This window comes from Nocardioides sp. B-3, from assembly GCF_024703895.1.
Lineage (GTDB): Bacteria > Actinomycetota > Actinomycetes > Propionibacteriales > Nocardioidaceae > Nocardioides.
Genome location: NZ_CP087968.1, coordinates 3,349,675 through 3,363,799, shown reverse-complemented (window position 1 = coordinate 3,363,799; position 14,125 = coordinate 3,349,675). Strand labels below are relative to the sequence as shown.

At 70.2% G+C, this 14,125-nt stretch carries 15 protein-coding genes and 4 pseudogenes; 3 read left to right on the top strand and 16 right to left on the bottom strand.

The window, feature by feature from the left end; translation table 11 throughout:
- Positions 1-344: 344 nt before the first annotated feature.
- The 10 genes and pseudogenes from LP418_RS34250 to LP418_RS22320 all read right to left on the bottom strand — a co-directional run.
- Positions 345-1,013: pseudogene (locus LP418_RS34250) on the bottom strand (ROK family protein); the annotation flags it as partial.
- Positions 1,014-1,310: 297 nt separating this feature from the next.
- Positions 1,311-1,985: an SIS domain-containing protein gene (locus tag LP418_RS22360; protein ID WP_257953735.1), complete on the bottom strand. Its 675-nt coding sequence runs from the start codon at positions 1,983-1,985 to the stop codon at positions 1,311-1,313.
- Positions 1,922-3,220 (bottom strand): Gfo/Idh/MocA family protein, encoded by a 1,299-nt coding sequence (locus LP418_RS22355; RefSeq protein WP_257953734.1) that lies wholly within the window; start codon positions 3,218-3,220, stop codon positions 1,922-1,924. The genes LP418_RS22360 and LP418_RS22355 overlap by 64 nt, the downstream gene beginning before the upstream one ends.
- Positions 3,217-4,032, bottom strand: coding sequence for a carbohydrate ABC transporter permease (locus tag LP418_RS22350; protein WP_257953733.1), 816 nt, complete (start codon positions 4,030-4,032; stop codon positions 3,217-3,219). Before LP418_RS22350 ends, LP418_RS22355 begins: the two co-directional genes overlap by 4 nt.
- A 7-nt stretch (positions 4,033-4,039) precedes the next feature.
- Positions 4,040-4,651, bottom strand: coding sequence for a carbohydrate ABC transporter permease (locus tag LP418_RS22345; protein WP_257953732.1), 612 nt, complete (start codon positions 4,649-4,651; stop codon positions 4,040-4,042).
- A complete protein-coding gene (locus LP418_RS22340; protein WP_257953731.1) occupies positions 4,585-4,959 on the bottom strand; it encodes a hypothetical protein in 375 nt (124 codons plus the stop codon). Before LP418_RS22340 ends, LP418_RS22345 begins: the two co-directional genes overlap by 67 nt.
- A 10-nt stretch (positions 4,960-4,969) precedes the next feature.
- The gene (locus tag LP418_RS22335; RefSeq protein ID WP_442939978.1) at positions 4,970-6,079 is read right to left on the bottom strand and encodes an ABC transporter substrate-binding protein; all 1,110 of its coding nucleotides are present in this window, start codon (positions 6,077-6,079) and stop codon (positions 4,970-4,972) included.
- Between the two features lie 301 nt (positions 6,080-6,380).
- A pseudogene (locus tag LP418_RS22330) lies at positions 6,381-6,985 on the bottom strand (DUF4832 domain-containing protein); the annotation flags it as partial.
- A complete protein-coding gene (locus LP418_RS22325) occupies positions 6,870-7,463 on the bottom strand; it encodes a DUF4874 domain-containing protein (RefSeq protein WP_257953729.1) in 594 nt (197 codons plus the stop codon). The pseudogene LP418_RS22330 and the gene LP418_RS22325, both read right to left, overlap by 116 nt.
- Positions 7,460-7,840 (bottom strand): annotated as a pseudogene (locus LP418_RS22320) (DUF4874 domain-containing protein); the annotation flags it as partial. The gene LP418_RS22325 and the pseudogene LP418_RS22320, both read right to left, overlap by 4 nt.
- Positions 7,841-8,054: 214 nt before the next feature.
- Here LP418_RS22320 and LP418_RS22315 point away from each other — a divergent pair.
- A complete protein-coding gene (locus LP418_RS22315) occupies positions 8,055-8,972 on the top strand; it encodes a 1-phosphofructokinase family hexose kinase (RefSeq protein WP_257953728.1) in 918 nt (305 codons plus the stop codon).
- A 25-nt stretch (positions 8,973-8,997) separates the two neighbouring features.
- Here the strand turns inward: LP418_RS22315 and LP418_RS22310 are convergent, their stop codons facing one another.
- The 4 genes from LP418_RS22310 to LP418_RS22295 form a co-directional block, all read right to left on the bottom strand.
- Positions 8,998-9,582: a MarR family winged helix-turn-helix transcriptional regulator gene (locus LP418_RS22310; RefSeq protein WP_257953727.1), complete on the bottom strand. Its 585-nt coding sequence runs from the start codon at positions 9,580-9,582 to the stop codon at positions 8,998-9,000.
- Between the two features lie 9 nt (positions 9,583-9,591).
- Positions 9,592-10,179: a protoglobin domain-containing protein gene (locus LP418_RS22305; RefSeq protein WP_257953726.1), complete on the bottom strand. Its 588-nt coding sequence runs from the start codon at positions 10,177-10,179 to the stop codon at positions 9,592-9,594.
- A gap of 107 nt (positions 10,180-10,286) precedes the next feature.
- Positions 10,287-10,847: a hypothetical protein gene (locus tag LP418_RS22300; protein ID WP_257953725.1), complete on the bottom strand. Its 561-nt coding sequence runs from the start codon at positions 10,845-10,847 to the stop codon at positions 10,287-10,289.
- Between the two features lie 20 nt (positions 10,848-10,867).
- On the bottom strand, positions 10,868-11,635 hold the full coding sequence (locus tag LP418_RS22295) for an RNB domain-containing ribonuclease (RefSeq protein ID WP_257953724.1): 768 nt from the start codon (positions 11,633-11,635) through the stop codon (positions 10,868-10,870).
- 409 nt (positions 11,636-12,044) lie between these two features.
- Here LP418_RS22295 and LP418_RS22290 point away from each other — a divergent pair.
- Together LP418_RS22290 and yaaA are read left to right on the top strand one after the other, a co-directional pair.
- Positions 12,045-12,104 (top strand): annotated as a pseudogene (locus LP418_RS22290) (hypothetical protein); the annotation flags it as partial.
- Positions 12,105-12,235: 131 nt separating this feature from the next.
- Entirely contained in the window at positions 12,236-12,568 is a 333-nt protein-coding gene (gene yaaA / locus LP418_RS22285; RefSeq protein WP_257957144.1) for a peroxide stress protein YaaA, read from the top strand.
- A 24-nt stretch (positions 12,569-12,592) separates the two neighbouring features.
- Here the strand turns inward: yaaA and LP418_RS22280 are convergent, their stop codons facing one another.
- Both LP418_RS22280 and LP418_RS22275 read right to left on the bottom strand, forming a co-directional pair.
- Positions 12,593-13,336 carry a zinc ribbon domain-containing protein gene (locus LP418_RS22280; RefSeq protein WP_257953723.1) on the bottom strand — a complete coding sequence of 248 codons (744 nt, stop codon included), beginning with the start codon at positions 13,334-13,336 and terminating at the stop codon, positions 12,593-12,595.
- 27 nt (positions 13,337-13,363) lie between these two features.
- Positions 13,364-14,107 carry a Nif3-like dinuclear metal center hexameric protein gene (locus LP418_RS22275; protein WP_257957143.1) on the bottom strand — a complete coding sequence of 248 codons (744 nt, stop codon included), beginning with the start codon at positions 14,105-14,107 and terminating at the stop codon, positions 13,364-13,366.
- Between the last annotated feature and the right edge of the window lie 18 nt (positions 14,108-14,125).

Here is a 14,125-nt window from a genome sequence, read left to right as displayed (position 1 = left end):
CTGGCGCGCACGGTCGTCGTGCCGCGGCTGCGGTGGTGCGCCACCACCGTCTGCACGGCAGATTCCGAGGCGTCGGCGAACGAAGCTCCACCACCACCGTGGACATGGATGTCGACGAAGCCCGGCACCGGGTGAGGAGTCGCCAGTCGACGAGCCGCCACCCGGATCATCGGGTGCCGTCCCCGGTCGTCGGCCACGCCAGCATGGCGGCACCCGGGCAGCCGGCAGCGTCGCCGAGCGCAGCACGGACGACCGGTGGCGCCGGCCGAGCCCCCGAGCACGGAGCACAGCCTGTCTGCCACCGGGTCCACCAGCGATGCCCCCGCATTCGAGAGACCGCCGCCCAGCACCACCACCTCGCTGCCGAGGACAGCGACGCACGCCGCAAGGATCTCTCCCAGCGCGTCCGTGGCCTGCGACCACACGTCCTTGGCGACGGGGTCACCGGCGTCCATCCGGTCAGCCACGTCGGCGGCCCCGGACACCTCGCTGCCGCTGCGAGCCGCGTAGGAGCGGGCGATCGCCCGGGCGGAGGCGACCGTCTCGAGGCAACCGCGACGGCCGCACTCGCACGACACATCGTGTCCGGAAACCCGGACGTGCCCGATCTCACCGGCCCAGCCGCGTGCTCGGATCAGGACCCCGTCCACCACTGCGGCTGCCGCTATCCCGGTGCCGATGGCCACGAAGAGGGAGTCCCGGACGCCGGCGGACGCGCCCGTGCGACTCTCCCCGAACCCACCGGCCCGGACGTCGTGGGTGACCCTGACCTCGCGGTCCGGGCGTGCCGACAGCTCGGTGGCGACCGGCACGTCGTACCACCCGAGGTTGGCCGCACTCCGCACCGTTCCGAAGTCCTCGTCGAGGATGCCGGGAACGGCCACGCAGATCCCGACGACCTCGTCGGAACCGGCGGCTTCGATGATCGATCCGAGGTGACGCGCGATGTCATCCAGTGCCACGGACGCCGGGACGCCGTGCGAGGTCGGCGCCCGGAGCTCGTGGTGGACCATGCCGTCGCGACCGACCGGGGCACCCTTGATCAGGGTGCCGCCGACGTCGAGTGCCACGACCCGCTGCCCCATCGCGGCGTCACCCCCCGCCCGGATGGAGGACGACGGACCGGCTCAGGTTGCGTGGGCGATCGGGGTCCAGCCCGCGCTGGACCGCGAGCTCGACGGCCAGCCTCTGGCACCGCACCAGCTCGGCCATCGGCTCCCGGGGTCGACTCCACCCACATGGCGGAGGTGCGGGCGACCTCGCCCGCCAGCCCGAGCGGAGCAGGACCGAGTGACCAGACCGGGCTGCGTTCATCGCTGATGCTCATGGGTCCGTGGCGATACTCCATCGCCGGGTAGGACTCCGACCGGGCCAGCGCGGCCTCGCGCATCTTGAGTGCGGCCTCGTGCGCCGGGCCGACGGTCCAGCCGCGCCCGAGGTAGGTGAACTGGCTCCCGGCCGGGGGCGCCCTCCGGCAGCGCCGCGTCGACAGCCTCGCCGGCGGCAGCGATGACCGGCCCGAGGTCATGCCCCGGGTGGGCGCGCAGCAGGGCCAAGGTGCTGGTGGCGAAGCGGGTCTGCACCACCGACCGTTCGTCTGCGAAGTCCAGCACGACCGAGTGGCCGGCGTGGTCGAGGACCGGACTCGCCGGATCCGCCGTGATGGCCACGGTGGGGACTCGGTCGCCCAGCATGTCCGGGACATCGAGCACCTCGGTGGTCGTACCCGACCTGCTGATCGTGACCACCTTGTCGTAGTCCCGGCCGAGCGGGAACTCCGAGGCGGGGAAGGCATCGGTCAGGCCCGCCCCGGCCGCCTCGCGGAGGACGGCGTAGGCCCGGCCGACGAACAGCGACGTTCCGCAGCCGACGACGGCCACGCGCTCACCCCGCCCGGGCAACATCACGGCCTCGCGCTGGCTCAGCCGCTGGGCCTGCGCCCAGCAGTCAGGTTGGCTGGCGATCTCTTCGGCAACGTGCAACATGACTTCGTGGTCACCTTTCCCGTTCGGGGAGTGGAGCTTGGGCGCGGGTCGGCTGGCCGTCGGAGAACCGGGCCTCGAGAGCCGGGTCGAGAGCAGGCACGTCCTGCGGGGCACCGTCGTTGCGCAGCGAGATGGTCGCCGCGCAGGCCGCGGCAACGGCGTCTCGGGCCGCCACCGGCGAGTTGACCGTCGTCCTGCCCGTGCGCACGAACTGGAGAAAGTCGCTCATCAGGGCCTCGTCTGCACCACCGTGGGTGCCGGTCCCTGCGGCCGGGACCACAGTGCGGTCGCCGTCGGGGGCATAGCCCGATCGCTGCGACCACACCTTGACCGTCGCGCCCCTCCCGGTCGCCGAAGTTCTCCAACCGGCCCTCGGTCCCGATGACGGTGTAGTTGCGCCAGTAGTCGGGAGTGAAGTGGCACTGCTGGTAGCTGGCCGGGACGCCGTTCCCCAGCTGCATCAGCATCATCGACAGGTCCTCCACGTCGATGACCTCGTTGAGTCCCGTCACCCGGGTCGAGGGCCAGTGGCCCTTCGGGTCGAACCAGTCCGGCATCAGCTGGCCGGTCCGAGCCGTGCGGTCAGTGATGTCTCCGTAGACCACCGGGCCACCCATGGCGGTGACGCGGCGGCTGGCCGAACCGCTCAACCAGTGGATGACGTCGATGTCGTGTGCGCCCTTCTGCAGCAACAGCCCCGTGCTCCTGCTGCGCTCGGCGTGCCAGTCACGGAAGTAGAAGTCGCCGCCGTGGCCGACGAAGTGCCGGCACCACACGGCCCGCACCTCTCCGATCGCGCCCTGTTCGATGAGGTCGCGCATGGCACGGACCACGGGCATGTGTCGCATGTTGTGCCCGACGTAGAGCCGACTGCCCGTGCGCTGCGCCACCTCCGGGATGCGGTCACAGCCCTCGGTGCTGGTCGCCAGCGGCTTCTCCACGAAGACGGTGAGACCCGCCTCGAGCAGGTCGACGGTGATGGCTTCGTGGGTGTCGTCGTCGGGCGACGCGACGATCACCGCGTCCAGCCCCGGGTCCGTGAGTGCCGAGGTGGTGGTCGTGCAGCTCCGTGTCCGGGCCGAACCGCTCGGCGAAACGTGACCTCGAGGTGGGATCAGGGTCCGCCGCGGCCACGACGCGTGACCCGTCTCCCGGGCGGTCGACCGGGTCGGCCGGGGATGCTCCGCTGGCCGAGCCCCCACGACCCCGATCGCGAGATCTGCCCCCGTCGTCATCCCTTCACCCCCGTCGTGGCGATGCTGGCGATGAACTGGCGTTGCATGACCGCGAACAGGACGATCATCGGCAACGAGGCCATCACGGCCCCGGCCATGAGCACCGGGAAGTCGGTCAGGCGTTGGCCCTGCAGTGAGGCCAGTCCCGCAGAGAGCGTCATCTTCTCCGGGTCTGTGTTGACGACCGGGGGCCACAACAGCTCGTTCCACGACCAGATGGTCGTCAGCACGCCCAGTGCCACGAGGCCCGGGCGGACCGGGGGCAGCATGACGTACCAGTAGGTCTGCAAGGGGTTGCAGCCGTCGATGCGTGCCGCGTCCTCCGGGTCACGCGGCAGCGCCATGAAGAACTGACGGAGCAGGAACACACCGAAGGCACTGAAGAGGCCCGGGACGGTCAGCGCCCTCAGGGTGTTCAGCCAGTCGAGCTGGACCATGATCTGGTACTGCGGAATCACGTACAGCTGTGCCGGGACCATCAGGATCGACAGGCACAGGAGGAAAACCAGGTTGCTCCCCGGAAGCGCAGTCGGGCGAAGGCATAGGCCGCCAGCGAGCAGAACAGCAGCTGTCCGATCACGCGCAGGACGGTGACGATGACGGTGTTGAAGAACTGCTCGGCGAACGGCACGGCGTTGAAGACGCGCGAAGTTGTCCACCCGCCACTCGGAAGGAATGAACACCGGGGGCACTCGCGTCGCCTCGCCCGGGGACTTCATGGTGGTCAGCAGCTCCCAGACGAACGGCGAGACCATCGCCGGGCTGCACGCAGCGAGCACGACCGTGACCAACCGGCCGCGGGGCGAAGCCACGGACTGCTCATGCATAGTGCACCCACCGTCTCTGCAAGCGGAACTGGATGAAGGTCAGGACCGGGACGAGGAGCAGCAGGACGAGGACGATCGCCGCGGCGTAACCGCGGTCGTTCTGCACGAAGGCCCGCTCGTAGAAGATGTAGATGATGGTCTGGGTGCTTTCGAGCGCCGGGCTCGTCCGCCCGACCATGACGTAGACAAGGTCGAACATCTGCAGCGAGCCGATGACAGACAGCACGCTCACGAAGAAGATGCTCGGGCTCAGCATCGGAATGGTCACCGAGACGAACTGCCTCACCGGACCTGCTCCGTCGAGGGCACTTGCCTCATAGAGCTCAGTCGGGATGGTCTGCAACCCGGCCAGCAGGATGACGATGTTGTAGCCCGGGGAGCTCCAGATGCCGACCACCACCAGCGAGTAGAGCGCGAACCTGCCGTCGGCCACCCATGAGGGGCCGTTGATCCCGATCAGGGACAGCAGGTGGTTCACGATCCCGAAGTCACCGTTGAGGAGGTAGCGCCACACCATCGCCACCGCAGCGGGCAGCGTCACGACGGGCAGGAAGAACATCGCGCGGTAGAGCCCCACCCCGCGCACTCCCTTGTGGTTGAGCATCGCGGCGAAGACCACGGCGAGCGGGATGCCGGCCGGGGAGAAGAACGTGTAGCGCAGGGTGTTCCAGATGGCCCCCGCACCTCCTCATCGGCGACCAGCCGACGGTAGTTCTCCGGGCCGCTCCGGGTGTGCCCGCCGAAGGGGCCCCACTCGGTGAAGCTGAAGTACAGCGTCTGCACGATCGGCCAGAGGTAGAAGACGCCCAGTCCGAGCAGGAGCGGCGACACCATCAGCCGGGCCCATCCGGCCTCGCTGAGGGCGCGCCGGCGTCCGGCGCCGGTGCTGGCGTCGGAGCCGGCGACGCTCATGTCGTCCGCCCTAGTTCTTCTCGTCGGCGAGCACCGCGTCCATGTCGTCCGCGAGCTGCTGCGCGGCCTCCTCGACCTGCATCTCGCCCGACCGGGCCTTCGTGAGGTACTTCGCCTCTGCCTCGTTCCACGCTGCCGTGTCCGCCGAGACCGGGAGCGGGCTGGCGTAGTCAACGGCGTCGAGGAACACTCCCGGGTCGTACTCGGGCGCAGCCTCGACCCGAGCCTGCTGGGTGCCGTCGTAGGCAGGGATCACTGTGCCGCTCTCACCCAGCACCCGGGCCGCATCCTCGGACCCGAGGTACTGCAGGAACTCCCGGGCCTCCTCCGGGTGCTCGGTCTGGGCGCTCATCATGTTGGCGAGCCCATGGATCACGACGGCGCGCTCCTCCCCGACGGGAAGGGGTGCGACATCGACCTTGTCCACGGTGTACTCGTTGCTCTTGAACTCGGCGAGGTTCCGGGATCCGCCGTAGAACATCGCAGTCTTGCCGGACTCGAACCACTGCAACGGGAGGGTGTCGGTCATCTGCTGCAGCGTGGGCGACAGACCGGCGTCGATGAGGTCGGTCCAGAACCGGAGGCCCTCGATGGTTGCCGGGTCGTCGTAGCCCGAGGAGCTTCCGTCCTCGGAGATGACGTGTCCACCAGCCCGGAGGATGGTGTTGTAGTAGTCCTGCTGGCCCTCGAGCGCCGCGGTGATCCCGAACGTTCCGGCCTTCTTGTCGGTGAGCTTCTCAGCCGCGGACCTCAGGTCGTCCCCAGTCCAGCTCTTGTCGGGATAGTCGACACCGGCGTCGTCGAAGAGTTTCTTGTTGTACCAGAGGCCGATCGTGTCGAAGTCCTTCGGAACGCCATAGAGCTCCCCGTCCGGGGTGTAGAGGTCCACGAGCGACTCGGGATAGTCGTCGACCTCGATGTCACCGTCGGCCACGTGGTCTCCGAGCGGGGCGACGATGTCGTTGCCCGCATAGAGCTGGAAGTTGGGGCCGTTCATCCAGAAGACGTCCGGTGTGGCCCCGCCGCCCGCGGCCGCCCGGAGCTTGGTCCAGTACTGGTCCCACGGAGTCACCCGGATGTCGACCGACACGTCCGGATGATCAGCCTCGAAGCCTTCCACGATCTTCTCCGGGGCGGGCGCCCTGGTTCTGGTCCCAGATCCCATAGGTGACGGTCACTTGGTCTCCGTCACCCGATCCGGAGCCGGCCCCCGAGCCACAGCCGGCCGCACCTGAGTGTGAGCGCCATCGTGATGGCGGCCATCGTGCGCGAGATTCGCATTCTTCGACCCTCCTGAGCAACTGCCGGAGACGCCGCCCGATCGAGCGGGTCTTGTGATGCTAACGCCCAATTTTGTGCGAATGCAAGCATTTTCCTGATCGTTTTGTTTCGCTTCTGCGCATTCCGCGCATTGAGCCGGTTCACCGCGGGTCCCCCAGCTCGATCGGACGAATGCCGTCGGGACAGCCGTGGTCGCCGGCGTGGGCGCCGGAGGAGGTCACCCGCACGGTGTGCTGGAGATCGTTCCAACCAGCAGCCGGCACCCGGGTCCGCCGGTTCGCGAACCGGATGGCGTAGTCCGGGTTGGCGGCGGCCCGCTCGTGGTCGGAGGGCAGCCACAGGTGCAGTCGATAGTCGCCGGCTGGCACGGCTGCGCACACGGAGGCCGTGATGGTCGCGGTGGAACCCGGCGCCCAGTGCCGCGGATCGTCCTCGAGCGCCACCCGGTAGGTGGCGGCGTCCGACTCCATCAGCAAGAACACCTGCCGTTGGTTGTAGGGGGCGGCCCATCCGGAGTTCTCGATCTCGACCGAGATCGGGAAGGAGCGGCGCTGCGTCGCACTCGTGGCCAGTCGGCCCGATTGAGGGACAGCCGATACCCGAGCTTGCGCCGGGCGATCTGCTCGCCCTCACCCCACGACTCCAGCACGCTCCGGTGGTAATCGGCGTTCAGGTAGCTGTAGTGATAAGCGGCCATCTCCGCCGAGGCGGTCGGCCACTCCGAGCGTGGCGGGTTGACGTTGCACGTCTCCCCACCCATCGGTGCGTACCGGGTGTCCTGCGCGAGGTAGTCCCTGGTCGAGGCTGATCGGATCGGTCAGGAACGTCCCCCAGTCGTCAGGCGCTGCCGAGAAGCAGTCGTTGTGATGCCCCACGCGCGAGATGTCCGAGCCGCTGAAGGCATCCGCCTCGCTCAGGGCTCCCCCGGTCCCGGACGACGTGCCGAAGATCTTCTGCTTCATCTGCATCGTGCGTACCTGCACGGTGAGCCGCGGGGCGGCGTCGAGCAGGGCTCGCACGATCGCTCCCCGGTCCTCCCAGTTGGCCTCGGTGACGTTCCCCGGATCGCTGGGGTCCGCCGCGTAGTGGTCGGTGTAGTAGCCCTCGCCCCACAGCCCGACGAAGCCGGACTGGATGGTGGCGATGACGTCGGACGCCCCCGGAGCACCGGCCCCAGCTGGGCGATGTGGCGCACGGCCATGGCCGGGGCGGCGTCGCCGCACGGCGGGCTGTACGGCCGGGCTCCGCCCTTCACGTAGGCGAACCGGACGATGACGGAGACGCCAGCGGACCGCGCGGCGTCGAAGTCGGCAGCCACCAGCTCGAGCCGGGCCGGATCCAGCCTGTCGGTCTCGACGAACTTCTCGAGGTAGAACACCCGGAGGACCCGGGTGACACCCCCGTCACGGAAGCTGCGCAGAGTGGCCACGTCCAGGGGCTCGTAGCCCGACCCGTCGGGGAAGTAGTGCGTCTCCGTGTGGTGGTAGAACCCCCGTTCGGGATTCGCGACCACGCCGTCGTCCACCTGATAGGTGTGCCGCTGCACCAACGGGTCGGTCGCGTCCGCCGAGGCGAGGGACGGTGCCGCTGCCGTCAGCATCGCCGGGGGCGACGCCGGCGAGGATCCGTGAACTGCGGCCGGGGGCCGCACCTGTGAGTCGTGACATCTCCGAGTGCTCCATTCCGGACCACGGTGGCCCTGCTTGACCGTAGATGCGCGTTCGCGCACTGACAAGACCTACTCGCTCAGGTATCGTCATTACTACGCACATTCGCGCAATGTGGATCGATGTCAACGATGAAGGGTGGTCCCCGTGATCACGTCTGTGGCGCTGAGCCCGAGCATCGATGTCACCTACCCGGTTCCGGGGCTGCAGGTCGGCGCGATCAACCGGCCCACGGCCGTGCACCGGGTCGCCGGTGGGAAGGGCCTCAACGTTGCTCGAGCAGCCCACCGGCTCGGCGCCGACGTCGCGGCCCCGGCCATGCTCGGCGGAGCTACGGGCGAGTGGATCGCTGAACAGCTCGGCGTGCTCGGACTGCCCGTCCACGCCGTCGATGTCGCCTCCAGCACCCGCATGTGCGTGTCCATCGCCGACGGGCGGCACCGCATGACAGAGGTCTACGAGCCGTCTGCGCCGGTCACGGTGCAGGAGTGGTCGGCGGCAACGCGGATGCTCTCCGCCGTGCTCTCGACACGGCCGGGATGGGTCACTGTCTCCGGCTCGATCCCCGACGGCCACCCCACGGATGGGGTGGGCTCGCTGCTGCGACTCGTGCGTGGCGCGGGCTGTCGCGCAGCCGTGGATCTGCACGGTCAACCCCTGCTGGACGCGCTCGCGGCCGGACCCGACCTCGTCAAGGTCAACGTCGACGAGGCATCGGATGCGCTGCGGGCGTCAGCCGGCACCACGCCCGCCGACCTCGCGGAGCAGCTGGCCAGACGAGCCACGGTCGGCGCCGTCGTCACGGCCGGCGTCGAGGGCGTACACGGCTCCGACCGTGTCGGAAGGGCCGGGCACGTCCGGTCGGACGTGTCGGGTTCCTACCCGGTGGGGAGCGGCGATGCCATGCTCGCGGCGCTCGTGACCGGTCTGGATCGCGGCGAAGACATCCTCGACGCCCCGGTGCCGGCCTGTGCCGTGGCCACCGCGAACGCACTGGTTCCGGGCGCGGGGTGCTTCGATCCCGCGGACGCCGATCGAGTCCGGCTCGGCCCGGTCATTGACTGACGACCGCTCTCGTTCCCCGTTGCAGTCAGCCGGCGGCCGACGCAGCCGGCTGGTGCTCGGGGCAGTTGACGCGCAGCTGGCTGGGTGCCAGCGACACCTGTAGCAGTGAGCACCGAGCCGCGTCCCCGTCTGCTTCGTAGAAGCGACAGCTGGGGCAGGTGCGAGCGACGCCGAGGATCCCGTTGTCGAGGAGTCCACCGATGAGGTCGAGCAGCAGCGCGAGGGCGCGCTCCTGAGCCTGCTCGGGGAGCTCGGCGACCCGTGCACGCAGCGTCTCGTCGGCCGCGCACAGCTCGGCGGCCAGACGGGCTCCCGACGCGGTGAGCGCGATGGTAGTGCGTCTGCGGTCGGCGGCCAGCGACTCCCTGCGAACGTGACCCTTGGCTTCCAGTGCCGCCAGCGAGTCGGACATGGTGGGCTGGCTGACGCCGAGCTCGGTGGCAAGCCGTCCGGCGAGCGCCTCCGGCGGCGGTCCCTCCGCGAGGGTGCGCAGCACGTCGGCCTGCAACGGGCTGAGCCCGGCGCCGGTGGCGATCGCCTGTCGGTGTGCGCGTACGCCCCGGGCGATCCGATCCCGGGGCGGCGACCACCTTCTCCGGCACGTCTCCATCGCCCGGGTTCACCACAGGTCGGGATTGTACGGGCGCGCCCAGAGCGCGACCGAGAGCGTCACGGCCTTGAACCACGCGTTGTACATCGCGTCGACCTCCTCGGTGGGGGCGCCTCCCGAAGCGAGGAAGTCGCGGATCGTCATCGTGATCGGCACCACGAGGGCGATCAGGTGACGCAGCGGGACGTGGCCGGCGGGCGATTCCACGCCGTCCGTGCGGTTCTTCCCCGCGGTGTGGTGCCTGAGGGCGACCTCCTCCCGGTAGGCCAGCCACGCGTCGTCGTACTCACGCGTGCAGACATCGGCGATCCAGCGCCCGAAGCGCGGGCGCACCGCGGCGAGATAGGCGCCGTCGGGCTGCCCGTCGGCACCGGCGAAGCTCGCCACGAGGTGGGGGTTCGCCCCGACGAAGCCATACCAGACATCGAGGATCTGGTCGGTCTGCGGGACCGGGATCTCGCTTGCGCGACGCAGCGCGGCGGCGTCGGCCTCGCTCCACAGCACCGAGGCCCGGAGGTCGGCCGGGTCGGCGGCGCCGACCGGGGAGGCAGCCGGGCTGGAGTCGTCGTAGGTGTAGCCGGCGGGCGTGGGGCTCATCGCAGGACCTTTCCTCGGAGTGACCCCGGAGACCGGGGAGTCCAAGGAGCATAGGACTCCTATCTATAGAAGTGCAAGGGTCGCCGAACAGCGCCAAGCGCCCGCGCTCACTCCAGCGTGAACTCCACCTTGCGCATCTTCACGTCGGCGGTCGTCAGCTTCACGGTCACGTCCTGCCCGACGGGCAGTGGGGCCGAGCCTGTGACGAAGGCCTCGATGGCGGGGTCCTGGATCGTCACGTCGCCGCGATGGTCGTCCTTCTCGTCGACCTCCACGACGACGCCGGCGAACTCCTCCCCCGGGCGCGGCGCGAGGACCGCGGCCTCGACGAGGTTGAGGACGGCGTTCTCGTACTGGTTGGCCCGCCGGCCCGACTCGCGCATGGTGTCGGGGAGGTCGGGCAGCTTGGCCAGCACCCAGTCGGGCACCTCCTCGCCGGCGCACAGGGCGACGCAGATCTCGAGGGCGTAGCGGTCGACGAGGCGACGCAGCGGCGCGGTGACGTGCGCATATTCCGACGCCGGGGCCGAGTGCTGCGCCTGCTCCGGGAGCTCCCCGTTGAAGCCGATGTAGCCGCTGCCGCGCAGCAGCCGGGTGCACGCGACCACCATCGCGGCGTGGTTGGGCTGCGAGACGTCGAGCGTGCGGATGAAGTCGGGGTAGAGCATCTCGGCGGGCCAGTCGATCTTCAGCGCCCGTGCGGTGCGGTGCAGCCGCTGTACGTCGCGGGGTCGGCCGGGGGCAGGGTGCGGAGCAGCCCGACGCGGGCGTAGACCATCAGTGAGGCAGCGCCGAAGCCGGTGAGCAGCGAGATCTGCGCGTTCCAGTTCTCGACTGGCAGCATCTGGCGGAACTCGAGGTGCCGAGTGCCGTCCTCGTCGACGATCTCCTGCTCGGGCAGCGGCAGCGAGACGCCGCCGCGAGCCGCCTCGCGGGCCAGCCGCAGCTCGCCGAGCTCGCGCAGGATCGTGAACATCTCGTCGGCGGTGCCTGCATCGAGGTCGGCCTGCACGGCGGCGTAGGACAGCTTGGCCCGCGACTTCACCGGGGCGCGCTCGACGGTGATCTCGGTCCCCTCCCCCGTCGAGTCGACCCGGATCTTCCAGACGAGGGCGGGGCGAACCGGGTCGGGCAGCAGGGAGCCAGCGTCCTCGGAGATCACCTTCGGGTGCAGCGGGATCTTGGAATCGGCGCCGTAGAGGGTCTCGCCGCGCCGGTTGGCCTCGACGTCGATCGCATCGCCGGGGGTGATGAAGGCGGCGAGGTCGGCGATCGCGTAGTGCACGACGAAGCCGTCGCCGGAGCGCTCGAGGTACATCGCCCGGTCGAGGTCCATCGCGGACTCCGGGTCGATGGTCACGAACGGCAGGTCGGTCAGGTCGAGCTCGGGCAGTCGCGGGTTGGCGGCCGCTGCGGCGGCGGCCTTCTCGACGGCCGCGGGGAACTCGGCGGACACCTTCATCTCGTCCCTGGATGGCGTCGATGCCGGTGCGGAGGGCTTCGCCGAGAACGGCGTCGGCGGCAGACGAACGGACAGTGAGCACACGAGAGCTGGCCATGACTGGCACCCTAGCCACCCGAGGTGACGAGTCCGACCCCTACTCTTGCGCGGTGCTGATCCTGCTGCCGCCCAGCGAGGGCAAGACCTCCCCTCGTCGTGGCCGAGCGCTTGAGACGGCCACGCTCTCCGCGCCGCTGCTCACGGCCACGCGCGAGCGGATCCTCGACGCCCCCGGTCGGACTCTCCGAGCGCCCGGACGCGGCCGCCGTGCTCGGCCTCGGCGGCACCCAGTCCGACCTCGTCGCGCTCAACGCCCGCGTCCGCACCGCCCCCGACCGCGCGCGCCGATGCCGTCTACACCGGGGTGCTCTACGACGCGCTCGGATTCGAGACGCTGTCCAGCGCGGCGAAGCGGCGCGCGACCGGCCGGGTCGCGATCACCAGCTCGGTCTTCGGGCTCGTCCGCCCCGGAGACCGCATCCCCCGCCTACCGGTTGTCCGGCGACGTCTCCCTGCCCGGCCCGGGGCCCGGTCGCCGGCCTCTGGCGCGAGTGCATGGGCGCGGCCGTCGAGGAGGCCGCCGGGACGGGGCTCCCGGTCGACCTGCGGTCCACGATGTACGCCGCCTTCTGGCGACCTCCGGCGACGAGCCCGATCCGGGTGGCAACGGTTCGGGTGCTGCACGAGCACAACGGCACCCGCAAGGTCGTCAGCCACTTCAACAAGGCCACCAAGGGCCGGATCGTGCGCGACCTGCTCGAGCACGGCGCCAATCCACGCACGCCACAGGCACTCGCGACCGCGCTCGGCGACCTGGGCTGGCACGTCGAGACCGGTGAGACGACCCCGCGGGGCACCCAGCTCGACGTGGTCGTGCGCGAGGTCTGATCGATCCCGGGTCGGACCGGTTGCTCAGATGCCGGACTCGGACGTGCGGACCGAGATCCGGTCGCACTCCTCGCAGCGCACGACCTCGTCGGCGGCCTTCGCCCGGATCACGCCGAGCTCGGCCGCGTCGATCGTGAGCTGGCAGCCGCCGCACTGCCGCGCGCGGAGCGCGGCCGCGCCCACGCCGCCCTTCTTCGCCCGCAGCCGCTCGTAGAGCGCCAGCAGGTCCTCGGGCAGGCCCCGGACCGCTTCTGCTCGTGCGGACTCCGCCTCGGCCAGCGATGCGTCGATCTCGACCCAGCGGGCGTCGCGGACGACGGCCAGCTCGGCGACCTGCGCGTCGGTCTCGGCGAGCTGTGCGGCCAGCGTGTCGGCGGTCTTCTGCGCCTCCTCGAGCTTCTCCATGACCTCGAGCTCGGCGTCCTCCAGCGACGTGATGCGCCGTTCGAGCGACTCGAGCTCGTGCTGCATCCGCTCGAGGTCCTTGGGGTTGGTGATCAGCCCCCGGTCCATGCGGTCGCGATCGCGCGTACGCCGCACCTTGACCTGCTCCACGTCGGCGTCGGCCTTCTTCTGCTCGACCGTCAGGTCGTCCACGACGATGCGGGCATCGCGGAGCCGGTCGTCGACGTCACCGCGGCCGGTCTCCAGCTCGGCGATGCGGACGGTCTCCGGCAGGGAGGCGCGCTGGTGACGGAGCTGGTCGGCACGCGAGTCCAGTTCCTGTACGGCGAGGAGCTGCTGCTGTGCGGACGGATCGGCCTTCAAGACGTGGAACTCCTCGGTGAGATTCTTTTAGAGACGGAACTGCCACGGATCTGTGCAGTGCGTGCTGACGCGAGTGCCCACCGTATCTCCCATCGCGGCCGGGAGCTTCGCCTCCACCACCGGGAGCCACGTCCACTCGGCCGCCCAGTGCGCGACATCGACCAGCGCCGGGCCCCCGGACTCGACGAACTCGCCGGCGCGGTGGTGCCGCAGGTCGCTGGTGACGTAGGCGTCGACGTCCGCTCCGGACAGCTCGTCGAGGAGGAAGTCACCCGCTCCTCCGCAGACCGCGATGCGGCGTACGGCGCGGTCCGGGTCGCCCGCGACCCGCACACCGTGCGCCGTGGCGGGCAGCGCCTCGGCGACCGGGGCAGCAAACGACCGCAGCGACATCTCCGGCACGGTGCCGATGCGTCCGGTGCCGGTGGAGGACGCCCGGGGGTCGGCCAGCTCGATCACGTCGAAGGCAGGCTCCTCGTAGGGGTGCGCGGCGAGCAGGGCGCGGACGACGGCGCCCCGGCGTGAGCGTGGCAGCACCGACTCCACCCGGGTCTCCGGCACCACTTCGAGCGAACCCACGGACCCGATCACCGGCGCCGCTCCGTCGAGGGGGCGGAACCGGCCCTCGCCGGGCGTCGAGAACGTGCAGGAGTCGTAGTCGCCGATCGCGCCCGCCCCGGCCGCGGCCAGCGCGGCACGCATCGCCTCCGCGTGCGCGTGCGGGACGAACGTGACCACCTTGTCGAGGGCCGTCCCGGGAGCCGGTCGGATCGGGGTCAGGTCGGTGAG

Coding starts and splice junctions, on each gene's coding strand:
- LP418_RS22360 (WP_257953735.1), bottom strand. CDS start 1,985: ATGTTGCACGTTGCCGAAGAGATCGCCAGCCAACCTGACTGCTGGGCG.
- LP418_RS22355 (WP_257953734.1), bottom strand. CDS start 3,220: ATGACGACGGGGGCAGATCTCGCGATCGGGGTCGTGGGGGCTCGGCCA.
- LP418_RS22345 (WP_257953732.1), bottom strand. CDS start 4,651: ATGCTCAACCACAAGGGAGTGCGCGGGGTGGGGCTCTACCGCGCGATG.
- LP418_RS22340 (WP_257953731.1), bottom strand. CDS start 4,959: ATGAGCGTCGCCGGCTCCGACGCCAGCACCGGCGCCGGACGCCGGCGC.
- LP418_RS22310 (WP_257953727.1), bottom strand. CDS start 9,582: ATGGAGACGTGCCGGAGAAGGTGGTCGCCGCCCCGGGATCGGATCGCC.
- LP418_RS22305 (WP_257953726.1), bottom strand. CDS start 10,179: ATGAGCCCCACGCCCGCCGGCTACACCTACGACGACTCCAGCCCGGCT.
- LP418_RS22300 (WP_257953725.1), bottom strand. CDS start 10,847: ATGCTCTACCCCGACTTCATCCGCACGCTCGACGTCTCGCAGCCCAAC.
- yaaA (WP_257957144.1), top strand. CDS start 12,236: ATGGGCGCGGCCGTCGAGGAGGCCGCCGGGACGGGGCTCCCGGTCGAC.